The 17,112-nt window shown below is 62.6% G+C and carries 14 protein-coding genes; 6 read left to right on the forward strand and 8 right to left on the reverse strand.

Translation table 11 applies throughout. From position 1 onward, the window contains the following. Positions 1 to 38 precede the first annotated feature (38 nt). The 4 genes from IEW18_RS12230 to IEW18_RS12245 form a co-directional block, all read right to left on the reverse strand. Complete coding sequence (locus IEW18_RS12230) at positions 39 to 1,694, reverse strand: M28 family peptidase (RefSeq protein ID WP_188558143.1); 1,656 nt, start codon at positions 1,692 to 1,694, stop codon at positions 39 to 41. Positions 1,695 to 1,781: 87 nt separating this feature from the next. Beyond that, on the reverse strand, positions 1,782 to 2,132 hold the full coding sequence (locus IEW18_RS12235; protein ID WP_188558144.1) for a hypothetical protein: 351 nt from the start codon (positions 2,130 to 2,132) through the stop codon (positions 1,782 to 1,784). Between the two features lie 31 nt (positions 2,133 to 2,163). Next, entirely contained in the window at positions 2,164 to 3,468 is a 1,305-nt protein-coding gene (locus IEW18_RS12240) for a PAS domain S-box protein (protein ID WP_188558145.1), read from the reverse strand. A 220-nt stretch (positions 3,469 to 3,688) separates the two neighbouring features. Continuing rightward, complete coding sequence (locus IEW18_RS12245; protein WP_188558146.1) at positions 3,689 to 4,138, reverse strand: GNAT family N-acetyltransferase; 450 nt, start codon at positions 4,136 to 4,138, stop codon at positions 3,689 to 3,691. A gap of 237 nt (positions 4,139 to 4,375) precedes the next feature. Between IEW18_RS12245 and IEW18_RS12250 the strand changes: the two genes are divergently transcribed. Together IEW18_RS12250 and IEW18_RS12255 are read left to right on the forward strand one after the other, a co-directional pair. After that, positions 4,376 to 4,921, forward strand: coding sequence for a DUF4136 domain-containing protein (locus IEW18_RS12250; RefSeq protein ID WP_188558147.1), 546 nt, complete (start codon positions 4,376 to 4,378; stop codon positions 4,919 to 4,921). 116 nt (positions 4,922 to 5,037) lie between these two features. Beyond that, positions 5,038 to 5,334 carry a hypothetical protein gene (locus IEW18_RS12255; protein ID WP_188558148.1) on the forward strand — a complete coding sequence of 99 codons (297 nt, stop codon included), beginning with the start codon at positions 5,038 to 5,040 and terminating at the stop codon, positions 5,332 to 5,334. Positions 5,335 to 5,600: 266 nt separating this feature from the next. Here IEW18_RS12255 and IEW18_RS12260 read toward each other — a convergent pair whose 3' ends face one another. The 4 genes from IEW18_RS12260 to IEW18_RS12275 form a co-directional block, all read right to left on the reverse strand. Further along, positions 5,601 to 6,803, reverse strand: a complete 1,203-nt coding sequence (locus IEW18_RS12260) for a Gfo/Idh/MocA family protein (RefSeq protein WP_188558149.1) — start codon at positions 6,801 to 6,803, stop codon at positions 5,601 to 5,603. Between the two features lie 189 nt (positions 6,804 to 6,992). Further along, the gene (locus tag IEW18_RS12265) at positions 6,993 to 8,720 is read right to left on the reverse strand and encodes a PQQ-dependent sugar dehydrogenase (RefSeq protein WP_188558150.1); all 1,728 of its coding nucleotides are present in this window, start codon (positions 8,718 to 8,720) and stop codon (positions 6,993 to 6,995) included. 206 nt (positions 8,721 to 8,926) lie between these two features. After that, positions 8,927 to 9,808, reverse strand: a complete 882-nt coding sequence (locus IEW18_RS12270) for a pirin family protein (protein WP_188558151.1) — start codon at positions 9,806 to 9,808, stop codon at positions 8,927 to 8,929. 403 nt (positions 9,809 to 10,211) lie between these two features. Further along, a complete protein-coding gene (locus IEW18_RS12275) occupies positions 10,212 to 10,862 on the reverse strand; it encodes an HAD family hydrolase (RefSeq protein ID WP_188558152.1) in 651 nt (216 codons plus the stop codon). A 225-nt stretch (positions 10,863 to 11,087) separates the two neighbouring features. Here IEW18_RS12275 and IEW18_RS12280 point away from each other — a divergent pair, with 225 nt between their 5' ends. The 4 genes from IEW18_RS12280 to IEW18_RS12295 all read left to right on the forward strand — a co-directional run bounded on the left by IEW18_RS12280 (position 11,088) and on the right by IEW18_RS12295 (position 16,786). Continuing rightward, the gene (locus tag IEW18_RS12280; protein WP_188558153.1) at positions 11,088 to 13,286 is read left to right on the forward strand and encodes a TonB-dependent receptor; all 2,199 of its coding nucleotides are present in this window, start codon (positions 11,088 to 11,090) and stop codon (positions 13,284 to 13,286) included. Positions 13,287 to 13,436: 150 nt separating this feature from the next. Continuing rightward, positions 13,437 to 14,174: a phosphodiester glycosidase family protein gene (locus IEW18_RS12285; protein WP_188558154.1), complete on the forward strand. Its 738-nt coding sequence runs from the start codon at positions 13,437 to 13,439 to the stop codon at positions 14,172 to 14,174. A gap of 275 nt (positions 14,175 to 14,449) precedes the next feature. Continuing rightward, positions 14,450 to 15,142 (forward strand): hypothetical protein, encoded by a 693-nt coding sequence (locus IEW18_RS12290; RefSeq protein WP_188558155.1) that lies wholly within the window; start codon positions 14,450 to 14,452, stop codon positions 15,140 to 15,142. A 522-nt stretch (positions 15,143 to 15,664) separates the two neighbouring features. Then, positions 15,665 to 16,786: a sensor histidine kinase gene (locus tag IEW18_RS12295; RefSeq protein WP_188558156.1), complete on the forward strand. Its 1,122-nt coding sequence runs from the start codon at positions 15,665 to 15,667 to the stop codon at positions 16,784 to 16,786. Positions 16,787 to 17,112: the final 326 nt, after the last annotated feature.

Genomic DNA, 17,112 nt, shown 5'->3' on the forward strand with positions numbered 1-17,112 from the left:
CCCTCTGGTAGTGCTGTTCTATAGTTTACTAGCGGTACCTACCGTTGCTGGGCAAACCGCTGCCCGAAGAAGTCGCCGGGGTTCCAGGTGGGGCGCTGCGGATTCTGGGCCACCAGGTAGCCAATCAGGAAGTTCAGCTGCACGTACTTCTTGCCCGCCTCAAAATCGAAAGTGCCGTTGATGTCGTCCTGGGGCTTGTGGTAAGTGAGGGCGCGCCACTTCTGCACCTGCTCGCTGAGGTTGTTCTTGCCGTCGGGCGTGCGGTTGCCGTACTTGATGTGCAGGGCCGGAATGCCCTGGGCCACGAAGCTGTACTGGTCAGAGCGAATAAAGCGGTTCTGGTCGGGCTCGGGGTCTTCCTCCACGGTAAGCCCCAGGTAGCGGGCCGCTTCCTCCACCGGCTGGGCCAGCGAGGAGTGCCGGGCGCCCAGCGGCACCACCGACAGCAGCGGGGCAATAATGGTGGGCATATCGGTATTGACATCGGCTACCAGCGCGGTTTTGGGCACGGTAGGCCGGGCGGCAAAGTAGGCTGAGCCCAGCAGGCCCAGCTCCTCGCCGGTTTGCAGCACCAGCAAAATGCTGCGCTTGGGCTTCTGCTTCAAGTGAGAATAGAGCCGGGCAATTTCCAGCACCGAGGCCACGCCCGAGGCGTTGTCGTGGGCCCCGTTGTAGATGGAGTCGCCCTGCACGGGGGCCGCCACGCCCAGGTGGTCGAGGTGAGCCGAGTGCACGACGTACTCGTTGCGCAGGGTAGCATCGGAGCCCGGAATTTTCCCGACCACGTTGTAGCTGTCAAAATCCTGGTACGTAGACTGCCAGCTGGCTTCCAGGGTGCCCCGCAGGGCTACCGGCGCCGGCTGGCCCTGGCGCAGGCTGCCCAGCACCCGGGCCGTATCGGTGGCCGCGTTGAGCAGCAGCGCCTGCAGGCCTGCCGCCGAAAGCGTACCGGTCATGTTTACGCCCGAGCCGCTGATAAAGCCCCGGGCGGCGGCCACTTTACCATCGGGGCCCAGCACGCTAGTGGTCGACAAGGGCCGGCTGGCGGCGCCCGAAGCGGGGGCCGGGCGCGGGGAGGCGAACAATACGCCCACCGCGCCGTGTTGGGCCGCCGTTTGCACTAGCAGGGTTTGGTCCTGGCTGGCAGCGGCTACGGTGCTGGGAAAGCGGCGCGGGGCCCCGCGCACAATCACGACTACCTTGCCCTTCACGTCCAGGCCCTGGTAGTCATCGTAGCCCTGGTCGGGGGCTGAGATGCCGTAGCCGGCAAAGGCCAGCCCGGTAGCTGCTAGCTGGGCGCTGGCCTGCTCCGGGTGCGGGTACAAGTGAATTTCGGTGGTGGCCAGGGGCAGACTGCCGCCCCCGGGTTGGTAGCGGATGCTGGGGGTAGGCTGGGCGGTGGCCCGGCGCAGGCGCACGCGCTGCGTAAACCCGCCATCCTCACCGGCGGGCTGCACCCCGAAGCTTTTGAGCTGGCTCGTCACGTAGTCGACGGCCAGTTGGTAGCCGGGCGTGCCGGGCTTGCGGCCCCGGAGCTTGTCGTCGGCCAGGTACTGGATGTGGGCCTTGATATCGTCGGGCCGGACGCGGCCCAGGGCCTTGACCACGGGTTTCGGAACGGGCGGAACGGGGCGCAGTGCCGCGGCGCTGGTCAGGAAGGCGCCCGCCGAGAAGAGGAGCAGGGAAAGTTTCATCGGCCCAAAATACGCAATAGCCCCGCCAGTAGCTGCCTGCCGAACGGCTGGGCACTGGCGGGGCTGTTATATAGTGCGCGGCTAGGGTCAGGCCAGCTGCTCTAACTCCTTAAGGCAGGCTTCAATACGCGCGGCGTGAGCATCTAGCCGCTCCAACCCAGAGCGGGATTCCTCCAGCTGGCCGCCCTGGTACTGCTGCACCAAGCCCCGGCCCGTGTCAATCATGCGCTGCAGCTCCTGCTCCAGGCGCTGCACGGGCGGCGCGGCCCCGTACCGGGGCTTCACTACCGAGTACAGCCACTCACCCAATGGGTTCTGCCGGATGGAGAACAGGTTGGCGTCGGGCTCCCGCACTCCGTAGAGGACTGAGCGCAGCCGCGACTTAAACAGCACCTGCTTGATGCGGGCCTGCTGAAAATCGAGGTGAGTTAAATCCATGAGGAGGGGAGATGAAAAAGTAAATTCAGGACTAGCGGGCATCAGGTCTGGTGTTTTCAAGGGCCTGCCGAGCCTCTACCAAATCCGTCACGTCGTAGGCAAACACCGTAATGCCCGCTTTCTGACCCTGCTCTTCGAAGAGCTGATAGGTGAAGTTCAGGTAGCTGCGCTGCAGCTGGCCGGAGCCATCCCGGTCGAGGGCAATCTCGACTTCGTTGCCGATGAAGGTGTTGCCGGTTGTGTACACCCCGTCCAGCAGCCCAATAAAGCCCTGGTCGACAACTTCTGGCAGCGCCTCCGCCACGGTGCGTCCTACCAGCTCGCGGTGCGGGAACAGCCGCTGGTAGGGAGGGTTTACAAACTCGAAGCGGTGCTCCGGCCCCCGCAGAATGCAGATGAGGGCGGGCGTTTGCATGAACAGGTTGTAGAACGTTTCGCGCTGCTGCTGCACCTGCTGAAACGCTTGGTACGCCTGGTCGGACAACAGGGCCTGCTGCTCATTTTGTTCCAGCAGCTCCTGCACCATCAGCTTCTGGTCGTGAATATCGGTGCCGCAGCCCACCCACATGGTCACCTCGCCGGCGGCGTTGCGGCGGGGCAAGGCCCGCACCAGCACCCAGCGGTAGTGCCCATCGTGGCGGCGCAGGCGGTATTCCATCTGCAGATCGTGGGTGTTTTCGCGGGCCTGGTTCCAGAGCCGCTCCGTGGCCGCCACGTCGTCGGGGTGGATGTCCTGGAGCCAGCCCCGACCGAGGCTTTCCTCCCGCGAGCGGCCCGTAAACTCCAGCCAGCGCGGATTAAAGTAGTCGGTTTCGCCGGAGGGTAGGTTGGTCCACACCATCACGGGCAACGACTCCAGAATAAAGCGGGTGCGCTCCTGCTGCTCGGCCAGCTCACGCTGCACCTGCTGGCTGCGCAACTCGGCGCGGTAGCGCTCGGTCACGTCCTGGGTGCGCTGCAAGATGAATTCCAGGGTTCCTTGCTCGGTTAGAACAGGGTAGTGGGTGGCTTCCCAGTAGCGCTCCTCCAGGCCCCCGCCCTGCTCGGCGGGCCGCTCCAGGTCATAGCGGATCAGGGGCATGGTGTGGGGCTGCAAGGTGCGGCGCACGTGCTCGTGCGACTCCCGGATGGTAGCGGCCGAGGCCTCGTCGGAGGCCGGGTAGGCTTCGAAAAACGGCTTGCCCACGGCTTCCTCCCGACTTTTCATGGACACCCCCACGTGGTTGTTGGTATTGTCAACGATGGTGGCAGCGGCATCCGGCGCAATCAGCAGGAAGTTGTCGGGCAGGGCATGAAACAGTTTTCGGTAGTCAACCGGAAAAGAAGAAGTAGGCATGGCAGGGAAGAGCAGCAGAGGAAAGGAAGCGCAAGCCGGCTAAACAAACTCAACCGTAGCAAAAGTAGAAGCTGGCAGCCGGACAAAAAAGCACTGGTTTAGCAACCCCGATTAGTAGGCGAATGTTCTCGCTGAAGAACTTATTTCGCTGTACCAATGCACGGTAGTAGCTGAATTTTGGGCCCCAGATTGGGTAAAGAAAATGCAAGGGTGGCTCTCATTAGCGTCGCACCATATGAATGTGCGGAATACCATCTTCCAGGTAGCCTTCGCCTACTTGCTGAAACCCAAAGCTTTCGTAAAAATCCTGGAGGTAGAGCTGAGCGCCAATTTGAATGGGCTGCTCGCCGAACAGGACTGCCACTGCCGCAAGGGACTGGCGCAGCAGCTCCCGGCCCAGCCCGTAGCGCCGGTACTTCGGGCTTACCACCACGCGCCCAATGCTGGCCTCGGGGTAGCTAATGCCCGCGCCAAACAACCGGGTGTAGGCGGCCAGCTCGCCGGTTTCCGTGTGGCCGAGCAAGTGGTAGGCGGCCTGGTCCTGGCCGTCAATGTCCTGGAAAGCGCAGGTTTGCTCAACCACGAACACCTCGGAGCGCAGCTGCAGCAGGGCGTACAGCTCGGTAAGGGTAAGGTTGGCGAAGGGTTTGGTGGTCCAGGTCAGGAGCATGCGGAGCGAATGAAAAGATGAGGCTGCAAAGATGCGCCACGAGCGGGGATATAAAGCTGGTTCCGGCCACTTAACCGGCCACTTCAGCGTTTGGGCGGCAGCGGCCGTATATTCTCGTATAAGGAGCTGGCAGCCCGGGCGGGGTAGGGCCCGCCGGCCGGGCTGCCAGCGGCGCCTTCGCTCTTTCCCGTTAGGCCCGGGCTCCCGTTTCGGTTCCGTCCTACTTGCTGCTAGTCTATGAAAAAGCTACTTGTTGCCGCGCTGCTCCTGACCACGGCCGCCGCCTGCTCGCCTGTCCGGATTGAGTCCACTACCCAGACGCCGGGCGTTGATTATTCCGCCTACAAAACCTACAATTTTCTCGACGTGACGGCCCGCAACGAGGCTGCGTTTGCCGGCGGGGGCGTCGGGATTGAGGAGCTGAAGCAGGCCGTGGCCCGGGAGCTGGAAAGCCGCGGCTACCAGCGCGCCGATGCCCCGGACCTGTGGGTGAATATTGGGGTGGTTACTGAGGAGAAAGTGCAAACCCGGGAAACCAACATCCAGTTTGATGGTCCGCGCTACATTGGGCAGCGCCGCTACCGCTGGGAAAGCCAGCCAGTACCCGTTGGCTCGTACCGGGAGGGCACCGCTACCGTCGATATCGTGGATGCGGCCCGCAACGTGCAGATCTGGCAGGGAGTGGCCGCCAGCACTCTGACCAAGGACCCCGCCCGGCTGGCCGCCCGCATCGACGAGGGCATTGCCGCCATGTTCGAAAAATACCCCGTCCAGCCCCGCTAAACCAGCCAAAAACCCACTGTTGAGTCACTAAATGACCAAGCGGCTCGTATGCCGTATCATCTAACCTGCCGCGGTATTCGCCTGCAACCGGTACCCGGCTATACACTTTCTACCTTATGTCGAAGAAGTCCAACCTCACGGCCCTGATCGGGGCTTCGCTGGCCGCGCTGGCCGCCGGTGTTTACCTGAGCTACACCCAGGGCACGTGGCCGTTTGCCAGCCAGCCCACCGGCGAGTCAGCAGATTCCGACGCCTCGGGCGCCGCCGCCGACAAGCAAGCGGCCCCCCAAGCAGCTGGCGCCGCGGCGAATGTTGACGTGGCCCTAACCAACGAGGTAGCCAGCTACACCGAGCACAACCCCAACAACGCCGGCGACTTCACCGATGACGGTGCCACCGGCAACGCTGACTAAAACGCCAGTAAACTACCCCGGCGTATCCCGCCCAACACGTGTCAGTCCGAGCTCAAGCGAGGCATCCGGGTTCCTCACCAGGAGGCTAACGCAGATTCTTCGCTTGAGCTCGAACTGACACGTGTTGGCTTTAACGGATATATTAGCAAGTGTACCAGTCTTACGCGAACCGTAAAACCGGGCTTTATTCGCATTAGCTTACGGTGCGTTACCCAGCTGGCCCGCTGGTTTGGGGCGGCAGCTAGGGCCGAAAAGGGGCCGGTGGCTTACCGGCTGCCTACTTTGTCCAGCACGGCCACTACTTCCTTGGTTGAGACTTTGCGACCAGTTTCGGCAGCCCGGTAAATGGCTTCCAGTAGCTGAACGTCGCGCAGGCCCATTTCGCCAGGTACGCGGGTGGGCTTGTTCTGCAGAATGCAGGCCGCGAAATCGTCCATTTGGCGGGCCTGCTGGGGCACGTTGGGCAGGTTCATGGCTCCTTGGCTGGTGCGGCCCTGAATGCCGCCGTAGCCGAATGCCGGTTGCAGCTCCATAAACCCCTGCGCCGTGTTGGCGCGCAGGCGGCTGTTAAGGTTTTCGGCGTAGCTGGTGCGGCACTCCGCCACCGTTCCATCGGCAAACTGCATCTGCCAGTTCACGCCCGCTTCCACCTCTTTGAATAGCACGGGGTCGGTTTTCGGGGCAAAGGAAGCCGTGACGGATACCGGCAGCTGACCTTTGGTATACACTACGCCCTGCACGCAGTAAATGCCCATATCCATGAGCGGCCCGCCACCGGCCAGCTCCTTGTCCACGCGCCAGGGCGTGTCGTTGTTGAACCGGAAGCCATTGTCAGCCACCAGGCTTTTGATGGGGCCCAACACCTGCTGCTGCCCCAGGCGCATCATCTCCTGGTGATGGGGCTCGAAGTGCAGGCGGTAGCCGATGCTGAATTTTTTGCCCGCCTTCTGCATGGCCGCAATCATGCGTCGGCACTCCTCGGCGGTAGGGGCCATGGGCTTTTCGCAGATAACGTGCTTGCCCGCCCGCGCGGCCCGCTCCACGTACTCGGCGTGCAGCCCCACCGGCAACACAATGTACACGATGTCGATGTCGGGGTTGTCGACAATCCGGTCGAAGGTTTGGTACGAGTAGATGTTTTTTTCCGGCAACTGATACTGCTGCCGCCATTGGGCCGCCTTGGCCGGCGTCCCGGTCACGATGCCGGCCAGCTTGCAAAGCTTGGTTTGTTGCAAAGCCGGGGCCAGCTGCCCCGTGCTGTACTTGCCCAGGCCCACCAAGGCCACGCCCAAGGGTTTGGCGCTTTGTCCAAGCGAGGTAGCCGGCTCAGCACCAGCCTCTTCCAGCCACGACAAAGGCGCCCCGATAGCTGAAGCGCCCATTAAAGAAGCTCCTGCCCCCAAGGCAAGAGTGCGCATAAATTCCCGGCGGGAGGCCGCGGAGGAGTTAGCCGGATCAAAGCTGGACATAACGTGAGTAGTTAGTGTATACACAGGTACCGTATTCACGCTGTGCGGGTTACGGAAAAAAGAGTGGTTCGTCGCTGGCCTATGGCTAAGCGGTTCGGGCTGCTACCCAGAACGATGTGCCGGCCGATAGCGCCCGGTCTCAGCTACCAGCCCTGTCCGGAGGCTATAGAACGAAAGAGCTAGCCGCGCCTACTGCTGCCGCAGGCCGGCTAGCAGGGCGGGGGCGTTGCGCTGGGCCTGGGCTTTTTCCTCGGCAGTGAGAGTCGGCTTGAGCAGCAGGTCAAAGATGGGCTGCTGGGCCGCGGGCAGGCCCGCGCGCTTTACCCGCTGGTCGTTGGGCTTCAGTCGCTGCACCAAGGCGGTAGCTTCCTGCAAGGCCTTTTCCGGGCTGACTACCCGCTTACCGGCCGGCGGCGGGGTAGTGGCCAGCCCCCCGCCCACGTACCGAAACTCAATGATACAGCCCTGGCAGGCCGTGCCCTTGGGCGCCTCCTCGGAGGGGCCCGAGGTAACGGTGGCACTGTCGGTGGCGAGGTACAGCGTAGCGCCGTCGGGAGAAATGGCTAGGTCGCGGTAGCGGACGGGGCCGCGGAAGTACATGAGCGTGTCGGACGCCACGCTGGTGCCTTGGTCGTTGAGCTTCAGCCGAATCAGCTTGCCTTTCTTCAGGGCCGGAATCAGCAGGGAGTTTTGCCAGCCCGGAATGGTTGTGCTGGTGTACACGGCCAGGCTGCTGGGCGCTTCCGAGTTCCAGGTCGGCTCATCGGGCGTGTGCGCGCGGGTACGGTCCAAGACCGTGGTAAGGAACTGGTTGCTGAGCGGGTAGAGCGAGGCAAGGGGGTTGCGGTAAGAGGAGCCGATAAGGGCGGCATTGGCTTTTTCGCTGCTAATAGTGGGGTAGGTGGTGTGCCAGCGCCCAGGCAGGCTGGCGTGCTCCGAGGCCGCCGCGGCCAGCCCGTTGTAGTTGCCATCGGCAAAGCCTAATACCAACGGATGTCCGTAGTTTTTGCCCCGCTCAATCAGGTTCACTTCATCATCAGAAAACGCCCCGTGCTCCGAGGCATATAGCCGCCCCGTGCCGCCCACTACGGCGTAGGCCAGCCCCTGGGCGTTGCGGTGCCCTAGGCTCCAGACGGCACTTTGCCGGTTGGCACTGAAGGGGTTGTCGTTCGGAATCCACTGGTCGAAGGAAGCCTGGTCGGCGTCGGGCTCGGTATGGAAGCGCAGCACTTTGCCCTCGTAGGAAACCCGACTCTGGGCATGATTAGGCCGCCCCCCGTTCTCGAATTGCCCCGCGCCCAAATCACCAACGGAGTAAAACAGGTAGTTGCGGCCCGCCACGGGGGCAATGAGCAGGCGCCCGGCGTTATGGTCGTTGCTGCCCGGAATGGTGTCGCACAGAATAAGGGGCCGGCTCAGGGTTTGCGCCCGGGCGTCGTACTCGTAGCGCACGAGGCGGGTGGTGAAGAAGTTGCCGCCGTAATTGGGGGCGCTACCCTTGCCCGGCTGGTTGGCCCCCGCAAACCGGTAGATGTAGGTCAGGTACACGTAGGGCTTGCCGGTGAGCAGCTGCGGGTGCAGGGCCAGGCCCATCAGCCCGCCCTGGGGCCAGGGCTTGCCGCCGTCCACGGAGTCCGGAATTTTATCGTAGCGCGGAAATTCGCGGTTTTTGCTCAGGTCCAGCACTACCTGGCGGGCGCCCGTAGTGGGGTTGAGGCGGCTGACGCGGTAGCCGCGCGCTTCCGTAATCCAGAGGCAGTTGTCGGGCCCGTAGGTGACTTCCCACGGGTCGCTGAGCTTTTCCGCGAGTACGCGCCGGGTAAACTGCTCGCCCAGCGGGCCGGTAATGGTTTGGGCCTCGGTCTGAATTGTCCATACTACTCCCACCATCCAGCCCAGGATATTTCGTAACCGCATCAGTACAGGGTTCAGGGTAAAAGCTATGCCCTCAGGCGGTTACCCTTACTGGCCGGCGGAAGCTTTGGTTATGCTTGACCTTAGACTTGGTAGGTGGTATTACCGTGTCCTTCCGGGCGGAAGCGAGGAATCTGGGTTGGCCTCCTCGGGAGTAATCCAGATTCCCCGCTTCTGCCCCGAAGGACGGTTTTTTACCAAAACGCTTCCTACTTGTCCTCCGGAAACTGGCCCATGCCGCCGCTTTCAAAGTCGGCAATGGCCTGGACTAGTTCCCGGTTCGTGTTCATCACGAAGGGGCCATAGGTAGCCAGCGGCTCTTCGATGGGGGCCCCGGCCAGCACCAGCAGCACCGCGTCTTCGGTAGCGGTCAGGTGCACCTCGGGCAAGTCCCAGCCGAAGACCACGAGCTGTTTGGTAGCGGCCGGGCGGTTGCCGTGCATAGTAATAGCGCCCTTCACCACGTAGATGCCCACGTTGTAGTCGGCCGGCAGACTGATGGTAGTTTCGGTGCCGGCGGGCAGGTGCACGTCGAGCAGGGTGATGGGGGAGAAGGTTTCGGCCGGTCCGGCTACTCCTTCGTACGTGCCCGATACCACCCGAATCCGGCCGCGCCCATCGGCGGTAGCCACTTCCGGAATGTCTTGGGCTTGAATGTTCTGGTAGCGGGGCGGGGCCATTTTGTCCTGGGCGGGCACGTTTACCCAGAGCTGCAACAGCTCCAGGGTGCCACCGCGACGGGCAAATTCGGGTTCGTGGCGCTCCTCGTGCAGCAGGCCCGCGCCGGCCGTCATCCACTGCACGTCGCCGGGGCCGAGGGTGCCGCTGTGGCCGGCCGTGTCGCGGTGGGCCAGGTGGCCCTCGTACACCACCGTCACGGTTTCAAAGCCTCGGTGGGGGTGGGGCGGGGTGCCCAGGGGTGCCTCGGTGGGGGCTACCGGCATGGGCCCGGTGTGGTCGATGAGCAGGAAGGGGCTGAGCTGGCGGATGCGCGGGCCCGGCATGGGGCTGGTCACATCGAAGCCGTCGCCGACGAACTTCTTGTTGCCATCAATCACCTGAAAAATGCGGCGGCCGGTCGTCGGGGTCATAAGCAAGAGCTAGGATGCAGGTAAGCAAGAAACGGGAGCAGCTGTTGCAACCACACTACCCGCGCTAGGGTTTTGTCTAAGGTGTTGGCAACGCTCTTTCGGCTGAGTTAGAGTCCGTGAGCGGTAAATTAAAAGACCGTCATGCCGAGCCGGAGGCGAAGCATCTCGCGTGCTGCCGTCTGGTTAGCATAGCAGAGCCAGCACGCGAGATGCTTCGCCTCCGGCTCGGCATGACGGTCTTTTTGACTTAAAAGTTTCTACTGTCCACATAGCCTAGAGTGGGTGGAAGCTGTTGCAAATACCTGTAGTGCAACTATTTATGCTTTGTCTCTGCCTGACGGTTTTTCGCTATGCATCCGTTGCCAAACGGCCACTGCTTACCCCCAATGCTACCGGCCTATAACTACAGCAGCTTCTGCATGAACGGGTCACGGAAATCGGGGGCGAAGTGGAGCACGTTAGGTAGGTGGCGGAACTCAGCCGGCTCGTGGGTAGTCGTGAGGATGACGGTTGGCATGCCGGCATGTTGGGCCGCCTCGGCGCCTTTGGGTACATCCTCGAACACGAGGCAGTCGGAAGGGGCTACCCCTAATTTTTCGGCGGCCTTCAGAAAGGTTTCGGGGTGGGGCTTGCTCAGCGTCACGTCGTCGGCGCTGACGATGGCCGAAAAGTAGCGGCGGATGTCGAGGCCATCGAGCACGAAATCAATGTTAAACGGAATAGCGGCCGAGCCAATGGCCAGTAGAATGCCGCGCTGGTGAGCTTCGGCCAAAAACTCCGGTAGGCCGGGCAGCAGCTGCAGGTGGGGCCGGAACTCCTGCTGGTAGCGCTGCTCTTTGCGCACGGCCAGCTCGTCCATTTCCGCGGCCGTAAACCGCCCGGGCCCGAACACGCGCACCAGCACTTCCTGGTTTTTGCCGTACATCTGCGGCTTAAGCTCCTCCCAGCTGAAGTTGCCGCCCAACTCGTGGTTGAGAATGTGCTGCCAGGCGCTGGTGTGGTAGTCCATGTCGTGAATCATGGTGCCGTTGAGGTCGAAGAGGAAGGCTTTCATCAGAAGTAGATCAGGGGGCAGAAGCTGCGGGGGCCGGGGCCGGAAGTTGCAAATTGGGGCTGTTTACGGCGGTTAGGCTGCGCAAGCCGCGTATGCAGCGGAAATAATGGGTACCAGCAGGCCCGTAGGAACGCTTCATCCCCCTAATCCGACGCTTCGGTAACGGCAAGTTTCAGGCGCGGCGGCAGCGGGCCACTTTTGGCCTACACCCTCGCTGCTACCCCCATGAAACGTCTGCTACTCCTGGCCTTCCTGCTGCTGGCCCCGGCCCTACTGCTGCTGGCCCAACCTACTACCATCCTCAGCGGCACCGTCCGCGACGCTAGTGGCCAGCCGCTGCCGGGCGCCAACGTGTTCCTGAAAACTACTTTCGACGGGGCCACGACCGATTCCCTGGGCCGCTTTCGGTTTGAAACCCAGGCCGCCGGCTCCTACGTGCTGCAAGCCAGCCTGCTGGGCTTCGTGCCGGTGGAACGGCCGGTAGGGCTTAGCGGCCCGCCGGTGCGGCTGGAACTGGTGCTCAAAAGTACGCCCCACGCCCTGGGCTCGGTGCTTATTACGGCCGGGGCGTTTGAGGCCAGCGACGAGCACCGCAGTGCCGCCCTCAACACCCGCGACATTCAAACCACGGCCGGGGCCCTGGCCGATGTAGCCGCCGCGTTCAATACTTTGCCCGGCACCACGCGGGTAGGCGAAGACGGCATGCTGTTCGTGCGGGGCGGGGCGGCCTCGGAAACCAAGGTGTATATGGATGGGCTGCTAGTGCAAAACCCCTACAACGCCACGGTGGCCGCGGTGCCGGCGCGCGGACGGTTTTCGCCTAGCCTGTTCAAAGGCACCGTGTTTAGCACGGGCGGCTACTCGGCGCAGTACGGGCAGGCCTTGTCCGGGGTGTTGCTGCTGAACTCCACGGACCTGGCCCCGGAAACCCAGACGGGCCTCTCGGTCAGCTCCCTGTTCGTGGGCGCCTCGCACGTCAAGCGCTGGGCCCGCACGTCCCTCGATGCCACCGTCGACTACACCAACCTGACGCCCTACCAGCGCCTGCTCCCCCAAAACGTGACGTGGTTTCAGTCGCCGCGGGGGCTGACTACCTCCCTGGGGCTGCGGCACCACACCGGGCCGGCGGGCATGCTGAAAGTGTACGGCCGCTGGAGCCAGCAGCAGTTTCGCATCGGGCAGCCCAGCCCCGAGCCGGCCGGCCGCCAAACCGTGGGCCTGCGCAACGGCAACGGCTACCTCAACGCCACCTTCCGCAGCCCGTTGCGCCGGGGCTGGAGTGTGCAAACCGGCCTGGGGTTAAGCCTCGACAACCAGCACCTGGCCCCCGATACCGTGCGCATCGGCACCCGGGAGCAGGCCGTAGTGGGCCGGCTGGTGCTCATCAACGACTCGGCCGCGGCGCGCTGGAACGTGAAAATAGGGGCCGAGGTGCTGGTCCAGAACGTGCAGCAGCAGGTGCAGCCTAGTGCGGCCCTGGCTACCGTCTACACGCCTTCTTTCCTGGAGCAAAGGGCGGCGGGCTTCGTGGAATCCGACTTTCAGCTGACGGACCGGCTGGCCGGCCGCCTGGGCGCACGCACGGAGTATTCGGCCTTGCTGAACCGCTGGAACGCCGCCCCGCGCCTGGCCCTGGCCTACCAAACCACCAAAAACAGCTCCGTATCCGGGGCCTATGGCCGCTTTTACCAGAGCCCGGACAACGCCCTGCTGCTGGTGCAGCCCCGTCTGCGCTTCGAGCAGGCCACCCACTCGGTGCTGACCTACCAGTACGCCCGCGACCGGCAGCTGCTGCAAGCCGAGGCCTACTACAAAACCTACCGCCACCTTACCCGCTACGACGGCCAGAACGCCCGCCACCCCCAGGCCTATGACAACGGCGGCACCGGCTACGCCCGCGGCCTGGATGTGCTGTGGCGCGACCGGAAAACCATCAAAAACCTGGAGTACTACCTTAGCTACGGCTTTCTGGACACCAAACGCCAGTACCGCCACGACCCCGTAGCGGCGGTGCCCACCTTTGCGGCCCGCCACAGCCTGTCGGTGGTGGGCAAGTACTGGGTGCAGCCGTTGCACACGCTGTTCGGGGCCACGTACAGCTACGGCAGCCCCCGCCGCTACCACGACCTGAACGACCTCGAGCACGGCTACAACCAGGGCCAGCTGCCCAGCTACCAGGACCTGAGCCTGAACGCCAGCTACATCACCCGCCTGCTGGGGCAGTACACCATCCTGCACCTGGCCGCCACCAACGTGCTGGGCCGCCCTAACGTGTTTGGCTACCGCTACGCCGCCCAACCCGATGCCAGCGGCTTCTACAACCGCGTAGCCCTGACGCCCACGGCTCCGCGCATGCTGTTTGTGGCCCTGTTCATCTCCATCAACAAGCAACGCGCGCTCGACCTCAATGAGCGGCCAGAGTAGGGCCCCAGGCAACTTAACCGGCAGAAACGGAGCGGGCTGCTACCATCGTTCGATTTGCGCCTGCCCGGAAAGCCACGTCAAACCAGTAAGTTGCTCGTCCGCTGACAAGGTGCCTGGGCTAGAAACCAGGGTGTTGCAGCGCAGCATCGTATGAAGGTAAATCGAACCTGTTTGCTGGGGTGGGCCGCGCTACTGGGCCTGGGGCGCTGCCACCCTGATGCGGGCAGCCCTGCCGCTACCCCCGACCTCTACCTCAGCTACCCCGTAAACCCGCAGCGGCAGCAGCTGCGCTTCTACTGGCAGGACGACCAGGGCCAGCCGTTTCGCAGTATTCTGCGGTTACGAAGCTGGCTAACGCAGCGGCAGCAGCAGTTGATTTTTGCTACTAATGGCGGCATGTACAAGGCCGGCAACATTCCGCTGGGCCTGTACGTGGAGCAGGGCGTGGTCCGGACCCCACTGGATACCAGTAGTGGGCCGGGCAACTTCTACCTTAAACCCAACGGGGTATTTTTCCTGACGGCTGCGGGGCAGGCCGGCATTGTTCCTACGGCGGCGTTTCGGCAGCAGCGGGGCATTCGGTACGCTACCCAATCGGGGCCGTTGCTGGTGGTGGGCGGGCAGATTCATCCGGCTTTTTCCCCGCGCTCTGCCAACGTTAACATCCGTAACGGGGCCGGCATTCTGCCGGACGGAACCGTGCTGTTTGCCATGTCGAAGACCAAGGTAACCCTGCACGACTTCGCCACCTACTTCCGCCAGCAGGGCTGCCAAAACGCACTCTACCTTGATGGCTTCGTGTCGCGCACGTACTTGCCGGAAAAGCAGTGGGAGCAAACTGATGGCGACTTTGGGGTAATAATTGGCGTGACGGCGCCGGCCCGTTAGCCTCTACCCTGGCAACGTAGGCAACTGACTTAGCCATCCAAAAGAGCAAAGTCTCCTGACCACAAGCGCCGCAGCTAGTAGCTGTGGCGCTTACGTTTTTCAGGAGCTGCAGCTGCGGTAGGATATGCTTGTAGCCAGGGGGTAGTAGTGCCGCGCTGTGTTGGCCTGGGTTTACGCTTCATCCGGCTTATCCGACACTTCGGTAACGGCAAATTTCCTGGGGGCTCCGGGGCGCGCACCTTTGAAGCGTCAACCACCACAAACCTTTCCTCCCCATGAAAAAGTCCTTGCTCACCCTCGCCCTGGTAGCCGCTTCTTTTGCCGCCGTAGCCCAGAAGCCCACCGCGGCCACGCCCGCCGCTACCGCCGCCCCCGACTCCTACACCACCTTGCTGGCCGCTACCATTCAGGAGCTGATGAGCACCGGCGACCCGGCCAAACTCAAGCAGGCCGATGCCAAGCTGGAGCGCGCCGCCGCCGTGGCCCCCCAGGATTGGCTGCCCCGCTACTACCAGGCCTATGCCCGTACCATCACCACCTTCGTAAGCAAGGAGGAGGACGACCAGCGCGACCAGTACCTCGACCAGGCGGAAGCGGCTCTGGGTCAGGCTCGCAAGTTGGGCGGCGAGGCTTCGGAGCTGCTTGTACTGCAAGCCTACATTTACCAGGCCCGACTGAGCATTTCGCCCATGCTGCGCTCCATGCAGTACTCCAAACGGGTAACGGAAACCCTCGCGGCGGCCAAGAAAGCCAACCCTGCCAACCCGCGCGTGTACCTGGTACAGGCCAACAACGTGTACTACACGCCCTCCATGTTCGGGGGCGGGGCCGAGGTAGCCAAGCCCCTTTTCCAGGAAGCCCAGGCCCGGTTCGCCACCTTCAAACCCAGCTCGGTGCTGGCCCCCAACTGGGGCGAGCGGCAGGTAAAAGGCCGGCTGAAAAGCTACGAGACGGCCTCCGCTAACTAAACCGATTCAGCCTATAGTCTCTGCCAGTAAGTACTCAGAACGTTATGCTCCCTCTGGCGTCCGCTTATCAAAGCATCTCTTTATCAAAGCATCTCTGTCGCTAAGTAGGTAGTTGACCAGCTGAGGGTGGTGCCTTGTAACTGCCCGTCAGGCCGAGCGAAGCATCTGGCGTGCCGACGAAGGCAACGATACCTGATGAGATGCTTCGCTACGCTCGGCCTGACGGCCTTTGAGCTAACGGATAACAGTTGCTAATAGGAAGTCAGCACCAATGCAGTAGAGTTGCTTGGACCAGCGTGCCGTCAGGGCGGGCAGAACGCTCTACTAGGTGTAAAAGTCCCTTACTTGTTTCCTGTCCGTTAGGCTTGCTATAACAGCAAAAACCGTTGGGCCAGGGCACTGGCTCCGGCCCGATAGTTCAGCTACATACAGCTGCCTGCCTGGCCGCCCCAGGATGCCGTTGGCGGCTGGGTTTTAGTATCTTTTCGCTTGCTTTATTGGCCCGTTGAGGCTCCTGCTGCTATGCTCGAATCTGCCCTTCCGTCGAACCGCCCGGCTCCGGCTCCTGATGCCGCGCTAGCGGTGCGGCAAAACTCCCTCTCCACCCTGGGGCGGCACTACCCCCACCGCAAGTGGGCGTTCATGCTGGGCCTGATGCTGGCTTTGTCGTTGGGGCTGAGCTTTGTGTTTTGCCGGGGCTGCGCCCTATGGAGCGAAGATTTTCTGGTGACGTTCGGCTATAACTTTTTCTACACCACCGGCTTGTGGCTGGCCAACGGGTTTCCCAGCGAGTGGCTTAACCGCCGCGTCGACTGGACGATTCAGCCCATCAAGCGCTTCCTGATTACGCTGGCCATGTCGTTGGTTTTGTCCCTGATTGTGATTTTCATCGTCACAACGGGCTTCAACGTGCTCCATCACCACCAGTCCTGGCGCTCCATTACGTGGCGGCCTTTCGTGGTGCCGCTGCTCATTACGGTGGTCGTGTCGTTGTTTATGCACAGCCGCTCGTTTTTGCTGAGCTGGCGCGATGCCACCACCCAGGCCGAGCGCCTGCAGAAGGAAAACGCCCAGGCCCAGGCCGACAGCCTCCGCCGCCAGCTCGACCCGCACTTCCTGTTCAACTCCCTGAATGCCCTGACCTCCCTGATCGAGGAAAACGACCCCGCCCGGGCCACGCGCTTTATTCGCCAGCTCAGCCAGGTGTACCGCTATGTGCTCGAAAGCCAGGACCAGGAAGTGGTGCCGCTCGCGGAGGAAATGCGCTTCGTGGAGGCCTATTTGTTTCTGCAGCGCACCCGCCTGGGCGAGGGCGTGCAAGTAGAAATCAGGGTGCCCGCCGCCGCGCTGGAAACCCTGCTGGTGCCCGCGTTGGCCGTGCAGCTACTGCTGGAAAACGCCCTCAAGCACAACGCCACTTCCCAACGCGACCCGTTGCGCATCCAAATTGAGCTAAACGAAACGGCCCGCGCCCTCACCGTGCGCAACACGCGCCGCCCCCGCCGCCTACCCGATGGCGAGTCCACGGGCCTGGGTCTGAAAAACCTGCGCGCCCGCTACGCCTTTCTCACCAGCCAACCCGTGCGGGTAGAAGAGTCGGCCACGGAGTTTGGGGTAGTACTGCCCGTGCTGGAGCTGCGGTAGGTCGGTAGCTGTGGCGCTTCCGGGGGGCTGTAGAGACGCAACATTTTGCGTCTCGTCATTGAACGGACGTACTATGACGTACTATTCAGTATTCGAAGTGGACACTAAGCCAGAACGCAGTATTCGAAGTGGACAGTAACCAAGACCGTCATGCCGAGCCGCAGGCGAAGCATCTCGCTTGGCTGACGTCTGGATTACTTTGGCAACATCAGCACGCGAGATGCTTCGCCTGCGGCTCGGCATGACGTTCTTAGTTGAACCAAAGATTATTGCTGTTCACGCAGCCCAGAACAAAGCGCGGTAAACATCATCAGCCTGCAGCAGAC

Origin of the sequence: Hymenobacter glacieicola (assembly GCF_014640315.1) — a bacterium.
Classification (GTDB): Bacteria; Bacteroidota; Bacteroidia; order Cytophagales; family Hymenobacteraceae; genus Hymenobacter; species Hymenobacter glacieicola.